This window comes from Variovorax paradoxus B4, assembly GCF_000463015.1.
GTDB lineage: Bacteria > Pseudomonadota > Gammaproteobacteria > Burkholderiales > Burkholderiaceae_C > Variovorax > Variovorax paradoxus_E.
Genome location: NC_022247.1, coordinates 2,563,966 through 2,580,075 on the forward strand (window position 1 = coordinate 2,563,966; position 16,110 = coordinate 2,580,075).

Genomic DNA, 16,110 nt, shown 5'->3' on the forward strand with positions numbered 1-16,110 from the left:
GTGTGGTCCCATGAGCAGTCCGTTCTCCTTGCCGGCTTCATGGATGCGCACACTGGCGGGCGCCGTCCTGCTCGCGGCTGCGGCCCATGCCCCGGGGGCGTCGCCCGACTCCGCGCCCGCCTCGGCCGCAGCGCAGGCGCTGCGCGCCACCCACCAGCGCATGGGCCCCAAGCTCGCGCAGAGCGGTTTCGGGCGGCCCATCCAGCTCGACTCGATGGAGACGCCGAACGGACTGCAGGGCGACATCTATGCGGTGGTGGACCATCCGCTGCCGGAGATCAGCGCCGCACTCAAGGAGCCGTCCCGCTGGTGCGAGCTGCTCATGCTGCACGTCAACAATCGCCGCTGCCGCATGGGTACCACGCTGCAGGGGGGCGAGATGCTGACGCTGTTCGTCGTGCGGCGCTACGACAAGCCGGTCGAGCAGGCTTTCCAGCTGCCCTTTGCCTATCGCCTGGCAAGCGCGACGCCGGAGCACCTGTCGATCGAGATGAATGCGACCAACGGACCGCTCGGAACCAGCAACTACCGCGTCACGTTCGAAGCGGTGGCGCTCGACGGGCGCAGGAGCTTCCTGCATTTCGGCTACAGCTACGACCACAACATGATGGTGCGCATGGCCACCCAGGCGTACTTGGCCACCTTCGGCCGCAACAAGGTGGGCTTCACCGTGGTGGGCAGGGATGCCGACGGGCAGCCCGAATACATTCGCGGCCCGCGCGGGCTGGTGGAGCGCAATGCGATGCGCTACTTCCTCACGCTCGACGCCTATCTCTCTTCGGAAGCCGGCGCGTCGGCCGAGCGGCGTGAGCGCTCCTGGTTTGCCGCGGCCGAGCAGTATCCGCGGCAGCTGCACGAGATCGAACTGGACACCTACCTCGCGATCAAGCGCGAGGATCGGCAGCGCGACGGCGCCGGCCGCTGAGCACGGCCTCGTCTTCCTGGTTTCACCGGCTTGTCACATGCCGCGGCGCTAATCGCCGGGCCTGTGCCTGTTGCGCAGGCGCACGACAAGGACAAGTGATGAAGAAGACAAGAGGATCGAGGATGGGTTGGCTGGCACTCGCGGGTGCCGGTGCGCTGGTTGCCGCCTGCGGTGGCGGCAGCGGCGGTGGTGGTGGAGGAGGGTGGGCATTTCCTCCAGTAGCGGGCGGTGGCGGCGCGACGAATCCGCCGGCCGCCCAGTCGAAGACCGGCACCTTTCTCGACGCGGCGGTCGAGGGCCTCGACTACGTCGCCGGCAGCGCTGCCAGGGCCACCACCAGCGCCAAGGGCGAATTCATCTGCAAGGATGGCGAGACCGTCGTTTTCAGCGTCGGCGCGCTGGCGCTCGGCAGTGCCGCCTGCGGTGACGCGATCACGCCGCTGACCCTGGCCGGCGGCAGCGACGTGAAGGCCGATGCGGTCGTCAACCGCCTGCTCGCGCTGCAGAGCCTCGACGAGGACCGCGACCCCTCGAACGGCATCCGACTGACCCCTGCGCTCAAGGCCGCCCTGACGGCGGGCGCGCTCGACTTCAGCGCCTCGGCCGACGCCTTCGACACCGCGCTCAATGCCGTGCTCGCCGCGCTGCCCGCGCCGTACGCCACGCGCACGGTCGACGCCGCCCGCCGCATGCTGGCGCGCGAGCACTTCGAGGACACCCTGGCCTCGCGCCTGGCCGCCCCCGTGACCGAAACCGCCACGCAGACCAACCAGCTCGGCGCCGTCGGCATCGGCGTGACGCGCTACCAACTGCAGGCCGACACCGCTTTCAACGTACCCTATGAAGGCGACAACGCCAGCACCAAGGCCGACTTTCCCCAAGGCTTCCTGCCGGCCTACGGCTCGGGGCTCGCGTTCAAGGGCAAGGCGGACGACGGCACGCTCGAGTTCTATGCGATCACCGACCGCGGTCCGAACGGCGACGGCCCGACCGCGCCCGTGCCCGGCGGCAATGGCGCCACCAGCATCAGCAAGGTGTTTCCGGCGCCGTCGTTCGCACCGAGCTTCGGCATCGTGCGCGTCGGCAAGACGGGTGCCGTGCTCGCCTCGAGCCTGCCGCTCAAGCTCGATGCCGGCAAGAAGATCACCGGCCTGCCGCCGCAATCGGGCGTGGGCTCGACCGGCGAGACGCCGCTGACCGACCGCTACGTGTTCGACGCCGCCAAGGCCAACTTCGATGCCAACGGGCTCGACCCGGAGACGCTGGTGCTCGACAAGGCGCGCAACGTGCTGTGGACCAGCGACGAGTACGGCCCCTTCATCGCCCGCATCCACATGGCAACCGGTGTGATCGAGAAGAAATACGCACCGGGCAGCGGCGCCGCCGACCTGCCGCTGGTGCTGGCCCAGCGCCGCCCGAACCGCGGCATGGAAGGGTTGACGATCGATGCCGCGAGCGGCGTTCTGCACGGCTTCCTGCAGAGCCCGATCGACCCGCGCGATGGCAGCGGCAAGTCGATCAAGGCCAGGCCGCCGGGCGGCAGCAACACCGACGTGCGCCACATCGCGAAGTTCACGCGCTGGCTGGCCTTCGACCCGGCCACGGAAACCTCGAAGCTCTACGCCTACCCGATCGACGGCAGCCAGTACGACAAGGACCGCACCGGCAACGCCAAGCTCGGCGACGTGGTGAGCCTGGGCAACGGCCGCTTCATCGTGATCGAGCAGGGCGCGCGCAAGGGCGACGGCAAGGTGTTCAACAAGCTGATGCTGGTGGAGCTGCCGGCCAACGCGACGGACATCAAGGCCTTCGACCACAACCTGGAGATCAGCAGCATCACGCAGGCGCCATCGGGTGCCGCCGACTACGCGAGCGTGGTGACGATGCGCAAGACCGAGCTGCTCGACCTGAACGCACTGGGCTGGCTGGCCGAGAAGGCCGAGGGCCTGACGATCGTGGACGACCAGACGCTGGCGCTGGTGAACGACAACGACTTCGGCTTGGGTACGGTGCTGCTCGATGCCGACGGCAAGACCGTGGCCGGCAGCGTCGAGGACTGCACGGCCGACGCCAGCGGCGTGCTCAGCGGCTGCCCCGCGGGTGCCACCGGCGCGCGCATCACGCGCGGCTCCGACCTGGAGCGGCCGACGCGCATCTGGCTCATCAAGCTCGACCGCAAGCTCGGCGAACTGCGCCTGCCGGCGTCCTGAGGACGCCGGCCGCGCTGGCCGGCCGTCGTCAGCCGGCCAGCGTGAGCAGCGGCACGTCGCGTTCGCGGCCCATGGCGTCGAGCTCCGCGCGCGTGCGCGTGGCCAGCCAGCCGGCCAGGGCTTCATGCGTGGCCGCGGCCATCATGTCCGGCGGCGACACGCCCGCGGCCTCGCAGAGGCGGGCCGCGAAGTGCGGCTCCAGCGCCGCCACCGCCACGCGGCCGTCGGCGCAGCGGTAGACACGGTAGCCCGCATGGGCACCGCCGACTGCGCCCGTGGGCTGCGTGAGGCCCCAGGTGCGCGGCAGCGCCAGCCAGTCGGCCGAGGCATTGAGCGCCACTTCGAGGTACAGCCCGTTCACGCCGGCCGAGGACCGCGCATGCAGGGTGGCCTGCAGCACGGCTTCGCTCGCGAGCAGCGCGCCGCCCATGTCCGCAAAGAGCGTGGGCGGCAGCTCGGTGCCGGTGACGAGGCCGCTCTCGGCGAGGTAGGTCAGGTCGTGCCCCGGCTCCTCGGCGCGCGCACCGGGTGCGCCGACGATCGCCACTTGCGACAGCCGGGGGTGCCGTTCCTGCAGCGAGGCCCAGTCGAGCTTGAGCTTGGCCAGGGCCGAAGGACGGAACGAGGTCAGCAGCACGTCCGTCTGCGCGAGTTCGGCATGCAGCTGCTCCTGCCCGGCCTCGGTCTTGAGGTCGGCGGTGCGAACGGCGACGCCCTCGTGCAGCGCAGCGTACGCGGTCTTGTTGTAGTGCGCCATCGGGTCGCCGGCGGGCGGCTCGAGCTTCACGCAGGCAGCGCCCATGGCCCGGCAGCGCAGCAGCGCCGCGGGGCCTGGGAGGTTGAGCGCAAGGCTCAGCACGCGCACGCCCGCAAGCGGCTGGAAGGAGGAGGCTTTGGAAGTTGGCATGGGCGGATGTCCAGAGAACAGGTCGGCTGCCATTCTGACTTGGCGCGGGGAGCCAGATTTCGCAAGCCGCGGCACCGGCAGCGCGCGTAGCATGTGCCATGGCGGCGCTCCCTGCCTTGCCGCTGCCGCAACGACCAAGGAGACTCACCATGTTCGAACCTTCTCTCATGAGCGGCCAGCGCATTCTCGTGACCGGCGGCGGCACCGGCCTTGGCCGCGCGATGGCCGAGCGCTTTCTGGGCCTGGGCGCCGACGTGGCCATCTGCGGCCGGCGCCAGTCGGTCTGCGAGGAAACCGCGGCCGAGTGGCGGCAGCAGTTTCCCGGGCGCCGCATCGACACCTTCGGCGTCGACATCCGCATTGCGCAGAACGTCGACGAGATGGTCGAGAGCCTGTTCCACAGCGGCGGGCTCACGGGGCTCGTCAACAACGCCGCCGGCAATTTCGTCGCGCCGACCGAAAGCCTCTCGCCGCGCGCCTTCGACGCCATTGCGAACATCGTCTTCCATGGCAGCTTCTACGTCACGCAGGCCGTGGGCAAGCGCTGGGTGGCCGAAGCGAAAGCCGGCAAGTGGAAGCAGGGCGATGCAATGCGCAGCGTGATGAGCATCATCGTGACCTGGGTCGACAACGGCAGCCCCTACGTGGTGCCGTCGGCCATGAGCAAGGCCGGGATCGAGGTCATGACCAAGTCGCTCGCGGTGGAATGGGCGCGCCATGGCATCCGCCTGAACGCCGTCGGGCCGGGCGAGATTCCGACCGAAGGCATGAGCAAGCGCCTCAATCCCGGCGAGGAGCCCGGCGCGCGCAGCAAGAAGACCAACCCGATGGCGCGCACCGGCCGCATGAGCGAGCTGCAGAACCTGGCGGCCTTCCTCATGGCGCCGGGCCAGTGCGACTGGCTCACCGGCCAGAGCATCATGATGGACGGCGGCAACGCACTGGCCACGGGCGGCAACTTCTACGAGCTGCGGCAGTGGAGCGACGACGACTGGCAGGCCGCGCGCGAACGCATCGAGGCGCAGAACCAGAAGGACAAGGCACAGCGCTGACACGCGGTATCGTTGCGCGTCATCCCTCAGGAAAAAACAGATGCAACTCATAGGCATGCTCGACTCCCCGTACGTGCGCCGCGCGGCCATTTCGCTGCGCCTGCTGGGGCTTGGGTTCGAACACCGGTCGGTCTCGGTCTTCAGCACCTTCGAACAGTTTCGGGCGATCAATCCCGTGGTCAAGGCGCCGACGCTGGTGTGCGACGACGGCACGCTGCTGATGGATTCCACGCTGATCATCGACCACGCGGAAACCATCGTGGGCCGCAGCCTCATGCCGCCCCGCGGCGCCGAGCGGCTGCATGCGCTGCGGGTGCTGGGGCTCGCGCTCGCGGCCTGCGAGAAGACGGTGCAGATCGTCTATGAGCGCAAGCTGCGCCCGCCCGAGAAGCAGCATGCGCCGTGGGTCGACAGGGTGCGGGGCCAGCTGGCTGCCGCCTATGCCGGGCTCGAGGCCGAGATCCCGGAACTGCCCGCGGCGGCCGGCGAAGCCGGCATCGGGCAGGCTGGTCTGACCAGCGCCGTCGCGTGGGGCTTCACGCAAATGATGCTTCCCGAGCTTGTCGCGCCGGCCGACTGCCCCTCGCTCGCAGCCTTTGCAGCCGACGCGGAAAAGCTGCCGGCCTTCTTGGCCCTGCCGCCGGTCTGATTGAATCAGTTCGCGATGTCCGCCCCGCGCTCGGCCAGGAGGCCGCGCAGCAGCGAGCGGTGGCAGCGCGACTCGTCTTCGCAGTAGCAGCCGACCGAAAACGCTGCAGAGTGCGACAGCGCGGCCAGCAGGTCGATGCTGCGGCTCGCGTCGGCCTCGGCCATCTCGGCCTTGTACTTGCGCATGAAGGCGTTCCATTGCGCGGGCGTTTCCGCTTCCTGGCCCAGCTTCATGGTCTCCGCGGAAGGCGCGAGATTCGGGTACCACACGTCATACCAGTCCTGCGATGCGAACTCGGTCTTCGGGACCCCGCGCGGCGGGCGGCGCACGGTGCCGATGCGCAGGCCCTCGCCGGTCGTGCGCGGCGTGCCGAGGCGAACGATGCGGATGCTCATGCCGGATCTCCTTTTCCATTCTTCGGGCTTTTCAGGTGCCGACGATACCGCCGTCGCGCCGGCGGATCGCAAGCGTCGCCGAGCGCGGCCGCGCGCTGCCGGGCGCCGCGCCGTCAGGCCATGCGCTGTTGGGTGTCGCACTGCCGTCGTCGCGCGATTCGCCCGGGTGCTGGATGTTGACGAACAGCGTGCGCCGGTCCGGCGTCACCACGCAGCCCGTGACCTCGCTGCCGGCGGGCGCCGTCAGGAAGCGCTTGATGCGGCCCGTTGCCGGATCGGCGCACAGCATCTGGTTGTTGCCGAGCGAGGCACAGGGCGGCTTGCCGATGAGCTGGCCGCTCATGTCGGTCTGGATCCAGAGCAGGCCGCCGCCGTCGAAGTGCAGGCCGTCGGGGCTGCCGAAGACGTCGGCATCGTCCGATGGATAGCGCGCGCCGCTGTCCGTCTGCGAGGGGTCGCCGGCGAGCGCGAAGTGGTCCCAGCCGAAGCCCGCGCTGCCTGCGTCGCCGTCGTCCTCGCGCCAGCGCAGGATGCCGCCGAAGCGGTTGCCGGCGCGCGGGTTGGCGGCATCGGGCGCGGGCTTGCCCGGGTCGCCGCGCTGGCTGTTGTTGGTGAGCGTGACGTACACCTCGCCGGTCTGCGGATGGACAGCGATCCATTCGGGGCGGTCCATCTTCGTGGCGCCCACCGCGTCGGCGGCCAGCCTGGCGTGGATCAGCACCTCGGCCTGGTCGGCGAAGCCGCTGCCCGCGTCGAGGCCGTTGCGGCCATGCACGAGTTCGAGCCACCGGCCGCGGCCGTCGGCATCGAAGCGTGCGGCGTGGAGCGTGCCTTCGTCGAGCAGGCGGCTGTTGGCGCAGGCGCGGGAGCCGTCGCCGGCCATCGAGACCTTGCCGTGGCTGACGAACTTGTAGATGTATTCGAACCTGGCGTCGTCGCCCATGTAGACGACGACACGCCCATCCCTGGCGAGCGTGCAGGTCGCGCTTTCCTGGCGCTTGCGCCCGAGCGCCGTGCGCTTGATCGGCTTGGCCGCGGGGTCGAAGGGATCGATTTCCACCACCCAGCCGAAGCGGTGGGGCTCGTTCGGATGCCGGCTGATGTCGAAGCGTTCCTCGAAGCGCCAGTACTCCACCCATTGCGAGCCCGGCACCGTGCCGTAGCGGCGCTGCGCGGGTGTGGTGTCCTTCGCCGATTCCTTCGGGCCGCCGAAGTAGCCATGGAAATTTTCTTCGCAGGTCAGGTAGGTGCCCCAGGGCGTGACGCCCATCGCGCAGTTGGCGAAGGTGCCGAGCACTTCGTCGCCGGCCGGATCGGCGGCGGTGCGCATCGGTGCCGCGCCCGCGGCGGGGCCTGCGATGCGCATGGGTGTCTGCCCGTGCACGCGCCGTGCGTAGGGCGAGGGCCGCACCTGGCGCCAGCCATCGCGCGTGCGGCGGATCTCGATGACCGAGACGCCCATCGCATGCAGCGACTTGTGCACCTTCTCGGCGTTCCATTCCTTGCTGCCGTCGGCATGGAGCAGTTGCTCGTCGGTGTACTCGTGGTTCATCACCAGCAGGCCGCGGTCCGGCGACGCGAGCGGAAAGAAGTGCATGCCGTCGTGATGCATGCCGGCCTGCAGCGCCTGGTCGGCCGCGCTGTTGCTGCCGTCGGGCGCGAAGGCCGGCATGGGATGCCCCGCGATGCCGGTGGGCGTGCCCCAGGGATAGAGCAGCTGCCATTCATATTCGGGCGGCACCACCACCGCATCGCGCAGCGACGCCGGCACCGCGGTGAAGCCGAGCACGGGCCGCCCGTCTTGGGGCGGGGCAGCGGATGCGCTGGCACCGTGGGGCTGAAGCAGTGCCACCACGGCGGCGGCACCCGATTGCAGAAAGATCCGGCGGTCCAGGGGCATGGGTCCAGGGGTGTTGGGTCGGCGACAGGCGCCATCATCGCCGAGCGCCCGTGCCGGGCGATACTGGCGCCAGAACCGAAGGAGACATTGCCATGGCCGAGCGAATCGAATGGACCCGCCACCCCGACGGCGTGGTGGAACTGCAGCTTGCACGTGCGGACAAGATGAACGCGCTCGATCCCGCGATGTTCGACGCACTGATCGAAGCGGGCGAAGCCCTGCGCGGCGACGCCGCGGTGCGCGCGGTGGTCGTCTCGGGCCAGGGCAAGGCCTTTTGCGCCGGCCTCGACATGGCCTCTTTCGAACGCATGGGACAGGGCGCCGCCAGCGCGGTGCTGGGCGCGGCCGCGGGCGGCACCGATCTGTCCGCGCGCACGCACGGCATCTCGAATGCGGCGCAGTACGTGGCAATGGCCTGGCGCGAGGTGCCGGTGCCCGTCATTGCCGCCGTGCATGGCGTGGCTTTCGGCGGCGGCTTCCAGGTGGCCCTGGGGGCAGACATCCGCATCGTGGCGCCCGGCACCAGGCTGTCGGTGATGGAAATCAAGTGGGGCCTGGTGCCCGACATGGGCGGCATGGTGCTGATGCGCGAACTCGCCCGCAGCGACGTGGTGCGCGAACTCACCTTCACGGGCCGCATCTTCTCGGGCGAGGAAGCGCTGCAGTTCGGCTTTGCCACGCGGCTGGCGGACGATCCGCTGGCAGAAGCGCTTCAACTGGCGCACGACATCGCGGCCAAGAGCCCCGACGCCATCCGGGCGGGCAAACGCCTGCTCAATGCGGCGCTGTCGCACGGCGCGGCCGATCTGCTGATCGCCGAATCGGTGGAGCAGCAGGCCTTGATCGGAAGCGCGAACCAGATCGAAGCCGTGCAGGCCAACATCGAAAGGCGCCCTCCGCGATTCAGCGCACCGGCCTGAGCGGCCCCGAAAGACGTGCAAAAGGCCGGATTCCGGCCTTTTTTTGGCCTGTCGGGAGCGAACAACAGGCAAACCGCCGCAACTGTCCTGCAATATGTAAGAATTAAGTATCCTTGTTGGAGTCTCGATCCTTCACGACAAAGCTTCTCTTTGTGTGAGGAAGGTCACACCTTGCAAAGGAAAAAGGGCCGGGAAAGGTGGATGTCTTGGTCACATTCACTAACAATTAATCCTTTTGATTGCGACGGCGATCCGCATGTCGACCACTTTTTTCTGCAATCTCAGTTTGCCCGTGCTGGTCGGCGAGGATCGCTACAAGTACATACCCATCGTTGCGGTCTTCCGCAGCATTCCGTTCGACCAGGTGGACGAGTGGGTGATGCATCCCGACGGACAGCCGCGCAGCGATCGCGAATTGGCGGCAGAAGTCCTGATGGAAATCCGCGAGCCGGTCGGCGGGAGCGCACGCACGGTGCCGCACAGCTTCGAGGTGGCCGATGTCCTGCAACTGGACCGCGCGGCCGCCATCGTCGTATCGACCTTTCTCGCGGCCTTGCCGCGCGCCTGAAGAGCGCGGGGCCCCGGCCCGCAGGCCGGATGCGGGTTTTTCAGTGCCTGCCGCGCGCGTCCACCGGCCAGATGGCGACCAGCGTGTCGCCGTCGACCACGTGGTAGGCATCGTGCAGGTTGACGGTCGGGTCGCAATGCGGCGTGATGAACTCCACCCGGTCTCCGAGCGCTGGCCGCTGCCCGGCGAACAGCAGCTTGCCGTGCTCGTCGCCGAAGAAGGCGTAGCAGCTCGCCGGATCGGCGCCGCGTGCCACCAGCGGCACGCCGCTGTCGGTCGCAAAGCACTTGGTGCCGCCGTCGACCGTGACCCACTCCGCCGCGTTGGTGCTCACCACCGCCGTCTGCACGAACAGGGACACCTCAAAGGGCGAGGGCTGCCCCGGGCCCTGCAGCACCTGTGCATATTCCGCATCCATGAACACATAGGAGCCGGCCTGCAATTCGGTGAAGGCATCCCGCTGCGCGTCGAGATCGTGCGTGCCGGTGCCCGCGCCCGTGACGATGTCGAAGTGAATCCCGCTGCGCCTGGCTTGCGCGACGATGCGCGCGATGGTTTCGCGCAGGCTGGCCGCGGCAACGCTGCGCTGCTGCCGGTCGGCGATGTGCTGCAGATTGCCGGCATAGGCCTGCAGCCCGCGCAGCTTCAGGCGCGGCTCGGCCGCGACGTAGCGTGCGAGCTCGAGCACCTGCGCTGCGCTGGCTGCGCCCGTGCGGTTGTAGCCGGCACCGTGGTCGACCAGCACTTCGAGTGGATGCGGCAGGCCGAGCGTGGCGGCGGCCAGGTCCGCGGCATTGCGCGGGTCGTCCACCACCACCATCATTCCGCCGGGACCGGCCAGCCTGGCCAGCTTGACCACGCGCGCGATCTTGCTCGGGGTGACGGCCGGCGAGGTGATCAGAACGTCCGGAATGCCGGCCTTGACCATCACCTCGGCCTCGCCCAGCGTGACGCAACTCACGCCGATGGCACCCGCAGCCACCTGGCGGCGGGCGATCTCCACCGACTTGTGCGTCTTGACGTGCGGCCGCAGGCCGACGCCGCGCGCCTTGGCAAAGGCGGCCATGCGCTCGATGTTGCGCGTCATGGCGCCAAGGTCGAGCAGGAGCGCCGGCGTATCGAGCGATTGCCGGCCGCCGGCAATGCCGATCAGCGGTTTGTTGACTTGCGTGTCGGGAAGCATGGAAGAACCTTCGGGGTCTGAGTGCGGGGCGCGCACGTCGGGCGCGATGAACGAATGGCGAAATGATCGCACCGAAAGGCCTTCGGCGATGCTTCGTCAGTCGTCGTGCGCTGGCAGCCGATGCGCAGGGCGCCGCAGCGCCAGCCACCAGAGCAGCCCCGCGTTGACGGCCCAGCTTCCGGCAAGCAGGAGAACCGCGGTCTGCGCCACGCCCGGCGCCAGGTCGAGCGTCAGCAAGGCCAGCGACCACGGCAAGGCCCCTGCGATCGCCGCCAGCATGGCCATCTCGCTGTCGGGAAAGGCCGCGCTCGAGGCGACGCACACCACGCCCGCGGCCGTATAGGCGAGTGCGCCGACGCGCCACCAGGAAGGAAAGATCGGTCGGGTGTCCATGGTGTGCATGTCACAACGATGGCAGAGGGTCGTGGCATGCCGCGACAGCCGCTCGCGCGAAGCGATGTAAGCCTTCAGGCGACGGCGGGCGCCACCGGCGCGGGCGGAAGAACGGCTTCGATGGCGAGCGCCAGCGCGAGCAGCGCGCTGTCCGATCCGGCCGGGCCTGTCAGTTCCATTCCCGCGGGCAGGCCGCCGCGCGCGAGGCCCATCGGCAGGCTCAGCGCGGGCAGTCCCGCCATGCCGGCCGGACCCGTGTTGCGGATGTAGGCGGAGAAGGCCGATACCGGCCGGCCGCACAGCATGACCTCCACGTCTTCGCCGATGCGCGCCGCGCAGAGCGGACTGGTCGGGAACACCAGCGCGGCGACGGCGTTCTGCGCGAAGCAGCGGCGATACGCTTGCTGCATGCGCGGGCGCAGCACGCCGAGCGCGTGGCGGTAGGCCGGCGTGCCGATCGCGCCCGGTCCGAACAGGCGCTCGAACAGCGGCCGGACGTCGGGGCTCACGACGGCATCGGCGAGTGCGCGGGCATCGAAGGGGCGCTCGTGGCGCGCGAAATAGGCCTGCAGCGCAGGCAGGATCTCGTAGAGGGAGATCGACATCGAGCCCTGCTGGAACAGTGCGCCGGCTTCGCCCAGATCGCAGGGCACCAGCACCGCGCCGGCGCCCCGCAGCCGCTCGAGCGCGTCTTGCGCCAATGCGGCCACCGGCGGATCGATCTCGTCCCAGAAGTAGCGCTGGGGCACGCCCAGGCGCACGCCGGCGAGCGGCGCCGGCGCCAGCCGGAGAGGCCCATCGGCGACGGCATGGTCGATCAGCACGCAATCGTCCACGTTGCGCGCCATGGCGCCTGCGGTGTCGAAGGTGGGCGAGATGGGCACCAGTCCGTCCCCGGGCCAGCGGCCGATGGAGGGCCTGAAGCCGACCAGGCCGCACAGCGCGGCGGGCACCCGGACCGAGCCGCCCGTGTCGGTGCCGATGGCCGCGGGAACGGCGCGCATGCCGAGCAATGTTGCGTTGCCACCGCTCGAGCCGCCTGAAATGCGCGAGGGATCGAAGGGGTTGCGCGACGGGCCGAAAGCGTGGTTGTGGCCGGTGACGCCTTGCGACCACTCGTGCAGGTTCGTCTTGCCGAACACCAGCGCACCCGCGGCCTGCAGGCGCTGCGTCACGCCTGCCGCGCGGCGCGGACGGTGGTCCGCCATCCACGGGCTGCCGGCGGTGGTGGGAAAGTCGACCACGTCGATGTTGTCCTTGAACGCGAGCGGCACGCCATGCAGAGGGCGCGTGCCCGCGGCGGGCCGGGGCGCCGTGTCGAGGGCCGTGGCTTCGCTGCGAAGGCGCTCCGCGTCCTGGTGCAGCAGGCCGCCGAGGGAGGCGGCTGTGGCACTGCGCTGCAACAGCGCGTCCACATAGTCCGCGGTGCGGAGGTCGCCTCGCGCCATCTGCTCGGCGGCCTCGCGGGCGGAGAGATCGGTAAGCGCATGGATTCGGTTCATGGAGGATTCAAGTTGGGGCAGGGGCCATGCGGGAGTGCATGTTCCGGGCCAATTCGCCGCCCCGAAAGCCGTAAAACCGCCTGAAATGACATGGCATGGATACTGCTTAAAGAATTTTTTGTATCCATGAGGCCTTCCAAATGTCTTTCAAGCCCTTGCGTTTCCTGACTCTCGCCGCAGCGTCGATGGCGCTTCTTGCGAGCCTGCCCGCATCCGCTGCGGAGAAGGTGTCGCTGCGCCTCAAATGGCTGGCGCAGGCGCAGTTCGCCGGCTTCTACGTGGCCAAGGCCAAGGGCTTCTACGACCAGGGTGGCCTCGACCTGACGATCAATCCGGGTGGGCCCAACCTCAATGTCGAGACCCTCGTCGCCTCGGGCAACGACACCTTCGGCCTCGCCGGCGGCACGGAGACGGTGCTGCTGGCGCGCGAGAAGGGCCTGCCGCTGGTGTGCATCGGCGTCACGGTGCAGACCACGCCCTTCACCTATGTCGCCTACAAGGATTCGGGCATCACCCAGGTGAAGGACTTCGCGGGCAAGAAGGTGGCCACGTGGTTCACCGGCACGCAGTACACGCTCTATTCGATGCTCGCTTCGGCCGGCATGAAGCAGGGCGACCTGACCATCGTGCCGCAGTCGGGTTCGATGGCGCCCTTCGTCGAGAAGCAGTTCGACGTCGCCGCCGCCACCTACTACAACGAGCTCAACGTGCTCAAGGCGCAGGGCCTGGGCGACAGGCTCACGCTCATCAAGCCCGACGACTACGGCGTGATCGTGCAGCAGGACACGGTGCTCGTGTCCGAGAAGTACCGCAACGAGAAGCCGCAGCAGGTGCAGGCCTTCATGAACGCCACCATCAAGGGCTGGAAGTACGCGTTGCAGAACAAGAAGGAAGCCATCGACATCGTCATGGCCGCATCGCCCAGCCTGAACCGCGCGCACCAGGAAGCGATGCTCGACGAGTTCGAGAAGCTCGTGAAGGCCGGCAAGGGCACGACCGACGGCATCCTCGCCATCGACCTGCCGACGGTCGAGAAGATGCAGGCCCAGCTGGTGGGCTACAAGGCGCTGAAGGCGCCGGCCGACCTGTCGAAGGCCTACGACCCGAGCTTCTGGACCCAGGTGCCGGCCACCGACAAGAAGTTCTGAGCCGCCGCGCGATCATGAAGTTCATGCCTCACGAAGTGATGCCGCCCGCCGCCGGCACGCCCGCACCGCCGATGCTCGAGCTCGTCAACGTGTGGAAGCGCTTCGGCGACGGCCAGGCGCAGACGGTGGCGGTGTCCGGCGTCGACCTGCGGATTGCGAAGAGCGAGTTCGTCACGCTCGTGGGCCCCTCGGGTTGCGGCAAGTCGACGCTCTTCAACATGATTGCGGGGCTGCTGCCGCCCGACGACGACGGCTCGCTGCTGTTCGGCGGCGCGCCGCAGCGCGACGGCCAGCTGCTGGGCAAGGTGTCGTTCATGCCGCAGCGCGACCTGCTGTTTCCGTGGCGCACCGTGCTGGACAACGCCATCCTCGCGCTCGAAGTGGAGGGTGTGCCGCGCAAGGAGGCGCGCGACCGTGCGCGCGCCATGCTGCCGGAGTTCGGCCTCGCCGGTTTTGCCGACCACTATCCGCACCAGCTCTCGGGCGGCATGCGCCAGCGCGTGGCGCTGATGCGCACCTTCCTGTTCGAGCGCGATCTGCTGCTGCTCGACGAACCCTTCGGCGCGCTCGACGCGCTCACGCGCAGCCGCATGCAGCACTGGCTGCTCGAGATCTGGGCGCGCCACCGCCGCACGGTGCTCTTCATCACGCACGACATCGACGAAGCCATCGTGCTCGGCGACAGGGTGCTGGTGATGACGGCGCGGCCTGGCACGGTGAAGAGCGAGACGGTGGTCGACCTGCCGCGCCCGCGCGATCCGTCGATCGTGCTGTCACCGGAGTTCATCGGCCTCAAGCAGCGCCTGCTCGCGGAGATCGAGGAGGAAAGCCGCAAGACCTTCGCCCAGGAGGAGCGCGCCTCGTGAGCTCGCCGACGCAACGCATGCTGCGCTCGCCCGTGCTGGCCTTCGTCGGGCTCGCCATCGTGTGGGAGATCGCGGTGCATGCCTTCGCGCCGTCGCCTCGCTACCTGCCGGCGCTGAGTGCGATTGCGCAGGATGCGTGGTCGGTGTGGCCGCAGCTCATGCGCGGCTTCGGCCGCACGCTGCTCGAAACCGTGCTGGGCTTCGCGATGGGCGCGGTGTTCGGCTGCCTCTGCGGCACCGTGTTCACCTACTCGCGCTGGATGGAGCGTTCGGTGTTCCCGCTGTTCGTGGTGTCGCAGACCGTGCCGGTGGTGGCCTTCGGCGCGCTGATCGTCATCTGGTTCGGCAACTCGCTGCTCGCGAAGGTGATGACCGCGTTCTTCCTCACTTTCTTCCCGGTGACGGTGAACACCTTGCGCGGCCTCAAGTCGTGCGACCCGCAGCGCATCGCGCTGATGAAGAGTTTCGGCGCCGGCCGCCTCGTCATGTTCTTCAAGCTGGCCGTGCCCTCGGCGCTGCCGCAGATCATGGTGGGCCTGCGCGTGGCCATCGGCCTGAGCCTGATCGGCTCGGTGGTGGGCGAATGGTTCGGAGAGACCGTGGGCCTGGGCGTGATGCTGATGGAGGCGATGAACGCCGACCTGGTGCTGCGCCTGTGGGTCGTGATGTTTGCCTGCGGGCTGATGGGTGCGCTGCTCTACGGGCTGCTCACCTTCGTGGAAAGGAGGCTCGTATGGTGGCGAAGCGAAAGCTGAGCGCATCGCCCGTGGTGCCGGTGGTGCTGAGCGTCATCGTGCTGCTCGCGGTGTGGGAAGGCGCGATCCTGCTCTTCAGGATTCCGCCCTTCGTGCTGCCGAGCCTGGGCGCGATCGTGCAGCATGCCTTCACCGACACCGGCCGTCTCATGGCGGCGTTGCTGGCCACGCTCGGCGAGGCGCTTGGCGGCTATGCGCTGGGCAGCGTGCTCGGCCTGCTGGTGGCGGTGGTGCTGCTGCTCGCGCCGCCGCTCGAGCGCGTCGTGATGCCGCTGGCCGTGGCCGTGAACGCGGTGCCGACCGTGGCCTATGCGCCGCTGTTCCTGATCTGGTTCGGCCTTGGCGCCGCATCGAAGATTGCACTGGTGGCGCTGGCTGTCGGCTTCACGATGCTGGTCAACGCGCTGCACGGACTCAAGCAGGCCGACCTGGCCGCCGTGAACCTGATGCGCAGCTTCGGCGCGGGGCCGCTCAAGATCGTGTGGCGGCTGCGCCTGCCTGTGGCGATGCCGTCGGTGGTCACGGCGCTGCGCATCGGCGTGCCGCGCAGCATGATCGTGGCCATCGTCGGCGAGATGCTCGGCGCCTATGCGGGGCTCGGGCGAATGATCTATGAATCGACCCAACAGGTCGACCTGCTGAGCGTGTGGTCGGCGGTGCTGGTCGCTTCGGTGGCGAGCATGGTCTTCTATGGCGTGCTCGTCTGGATCGATCAGAAACTGGTGTGGTGGCGGTGA

General features: G+C 68.9%; 16 protein-coding genes. 10 read left to right on the forward strand and 6 right to left on the reverse strand.

Annotated features, from left to right (window positions below):
* Positions 1–10: 10 nt before the first annotated feature.
* Both VAPA_RS11850 and VAPA_RS11855 read left to right on the forward strand, forming a co-directional pair.
* On the forward strand, positions 11–925 hold the full coding sequence (locus VAPA_RS11850; RefSeq protein ID WP_041946094.1) for a hypothetical protein: 915 nt from the start codon (positions 11–13) through the stop codon (positions 923–925).
* Positions 926–1,023: 98 nt separating this feature from the next.
* Positions 1,024–3,135, forward strand: a complete 2,112-nt coding sequence (locus VAPA_RS11855) for an esterase-like activity of phytase family protein (RefSeq protein ID WP_230558996.1) — start codon at positions 1,024–1,026, stop codon at positions 3,133–3,135.
* 28 nt (positions 3,136–3,163) lie between these two features.
* Here the strand turns inward: VAPA_RS11855 and VAPA_RS11860 are convergent, their stop codons facing one another.
* Positions 3,164–4,042, reverse strand: coding sequence for a CoA transferase (locus tag VAPA_RS11860; protein WP_041946095.1), 879 nt, complete (start codon positions 4,040–4,042; stop codon positions 3,164–3,166).
* 149 nt (positions 4,043–4,191) lie between these two features.
* Between VAPA_RS11860 and VAPA_RS11865 the strand changes: the two genes are divergently transcribed.
* Positions 4,192–5,094, forward strand: a complete 903-nt coding sequence (locus VAPA_RS11865) for an SDR family oxidoreductase (protein WP_021007015.1) — start codon at positions 4,192–4,194, stop codon at positions 5,092–5,094.
* A 40-nt stretch (positions 5,095–5,134) separates the two neighbouring features.
* Entirely contained in the window at positions 5,135–5,743 is a 609-nt protein-coding gene (locus VAPA_RS11870; protein WP_021007016.1) for a glutathione S-transferase, read from the forward strand.
* 5 nt (positions 5,744–5,748) lie between these two features.
* Here VAPA_RS11870 and VAPA_RS11875 read toward each other — a convergent pair whose 3' ends face one another.
* Both VAPA_RS11875 and VAPA_RS11880 read right to left on the reverse strand, forming a co-directional pair.
* The gene (locus tag VAPA_RS11875; RefSeq protein WP_021007017.1) at positions 5,749–6,138 is read right to left on the reverse strand and encodes a DUF488 domain-containing protein; all 390 of its coding nucleotides are present in this window, start codon (positions 6,136–6,138) and stop codon (positions 5,749–5,751) included.
* A 31-nt stretch (positions 6,139–6,169) separates the two neighbouring features.
* Entirely contained in the window at positions 6,170–8,038 is a 1,869-nt protein-coding gene (locus tag VAPA_RS11880) for a PhoX family protein (RefSeq protein WP_021007018.1), read from the reverse strand.
* Between the two features lie 92 nt (positions 8,039–8,130).
* On the opposite strand from VAPA_RS11880, the gene VAPA_RS11885 reads away from it, so the two are divergent.
* Entirely contained in the window at positions 8,131–8,958 is an 828-nt protein-coding gene (locus VAPA_RS11885) for a crotonase/enoyl-CoA hydratase family protein (protein WP_021007019.1), read from the forward strand.
* Positions 8,959–9,214: 256 nt separating this feature from the next.
* A complete protein-coding gene (locus tag VAPA_RS11890) occupies positions 9,215–9,526 on the forward strand; it encodes a hypothetical protein (RefSeq protein WP_021007020.1) in 312 nt (103 codons plus the stop codon).
* Positions 9,527–9,566: 40 nt separating this feature from the next.
* Here the strand turns inward: VAPA_RS11890 and VAPA_RS11895 are convergent, their stop codons facing one another.
* From VAPA_RS11895 to iaaH, 3 genes are all read right to left on the reverse strand, one after another.
* On the reverse strand, positions 9,567–10,709 hold the full coding sequence (locus VAPA_RS11895; protein WP_021007021.1) for a DSD1 family PLP-dependent enzyme: 1,143 nt from the start codon (positions 10,707–10,709) through the stop codon (positions 9,567–9,569).
* Between the two features lie 96 nt (positions 10,710–10,805).
* Positions 10,806–11,102, reverse strand: coding sequence for a hypothetical protein (locus tag VAPA_RS11900; RefSeq protein WP_021007022.1), 297 nt, complete (start codon positions 11,100–11,102; stop codon positions 10,806–10,808).
* A gap of 74 nt (positions 11,103–11,176) precedes the next feature.
* A complete protein-coding gene (iaaH, locus tag VAPA_RS11905; RefSeq protein ID WP_021007023.1) occupies positions 11,177–12,604 on the reverse strand; it encodes an indoleacetamide hydrolase in 1,428 nt (475 codons plus the stop codon).
* A gap of 140 nt (positions 12,605–12,744) precedes the next feature.
* Here iaaH and VAPA_RS11910 point away from each other — a divergent pair, with 140 nt between their 5' ends.
* From VAPA_RS11910 to VAPA_RS11925, 4 genes are read left to right on the forward strand one after another with little or no spacing between them, the layout of a single operon-like run.
* Complete coding sequence (locus tag VAPA_RS11910) at positions 12,745–13,752, forward strand: ABC transporter substrate-binding protein (protein ID WP_021007024.1); 1,008 nt, start codon at positions 12,745–12,747, stop codon at positions 13,750–13,752.
* 14 nt (positions 13,753–13,766) lie between these two features.
* A complete protein-coding gene (locus tag VAPA_RS11915) occupies positions 13,767–14,618 on the forward strand; it encodes an ABC transporter ATP-binding protein (protein WP_047785039.1) in 852 nt (283 codons plus the stop codon).
* Positions 14,615–15,373 (forward strand): ABC transporter permease, encoded by a 759-nt coding sequence (locus VAPA_RS11920; protein WP_021007026.1) that lies wholly within the window; start codon positions 14,615–14,617, stop codon positions 15,371–15,373. Before VAPA_RS11915 ends, VAPA_RS11920 begins: the two co-directional genes overlap by 4 nt.
* On the forward strand, positions 15,352–16,110 hold the full coding sequence (locus VAPA_RS11925) for an ABC transporter permease (RefSeq protein WP_021007027.1): 759 nt from the start codon (positions 15,352–15,354) through the stop codon (positions 16,108–16,110). The genes VAPA_RS11920 and VAPA_RS11925 overlap by 22 nt, the downstream gene beginning before the upstream one ends.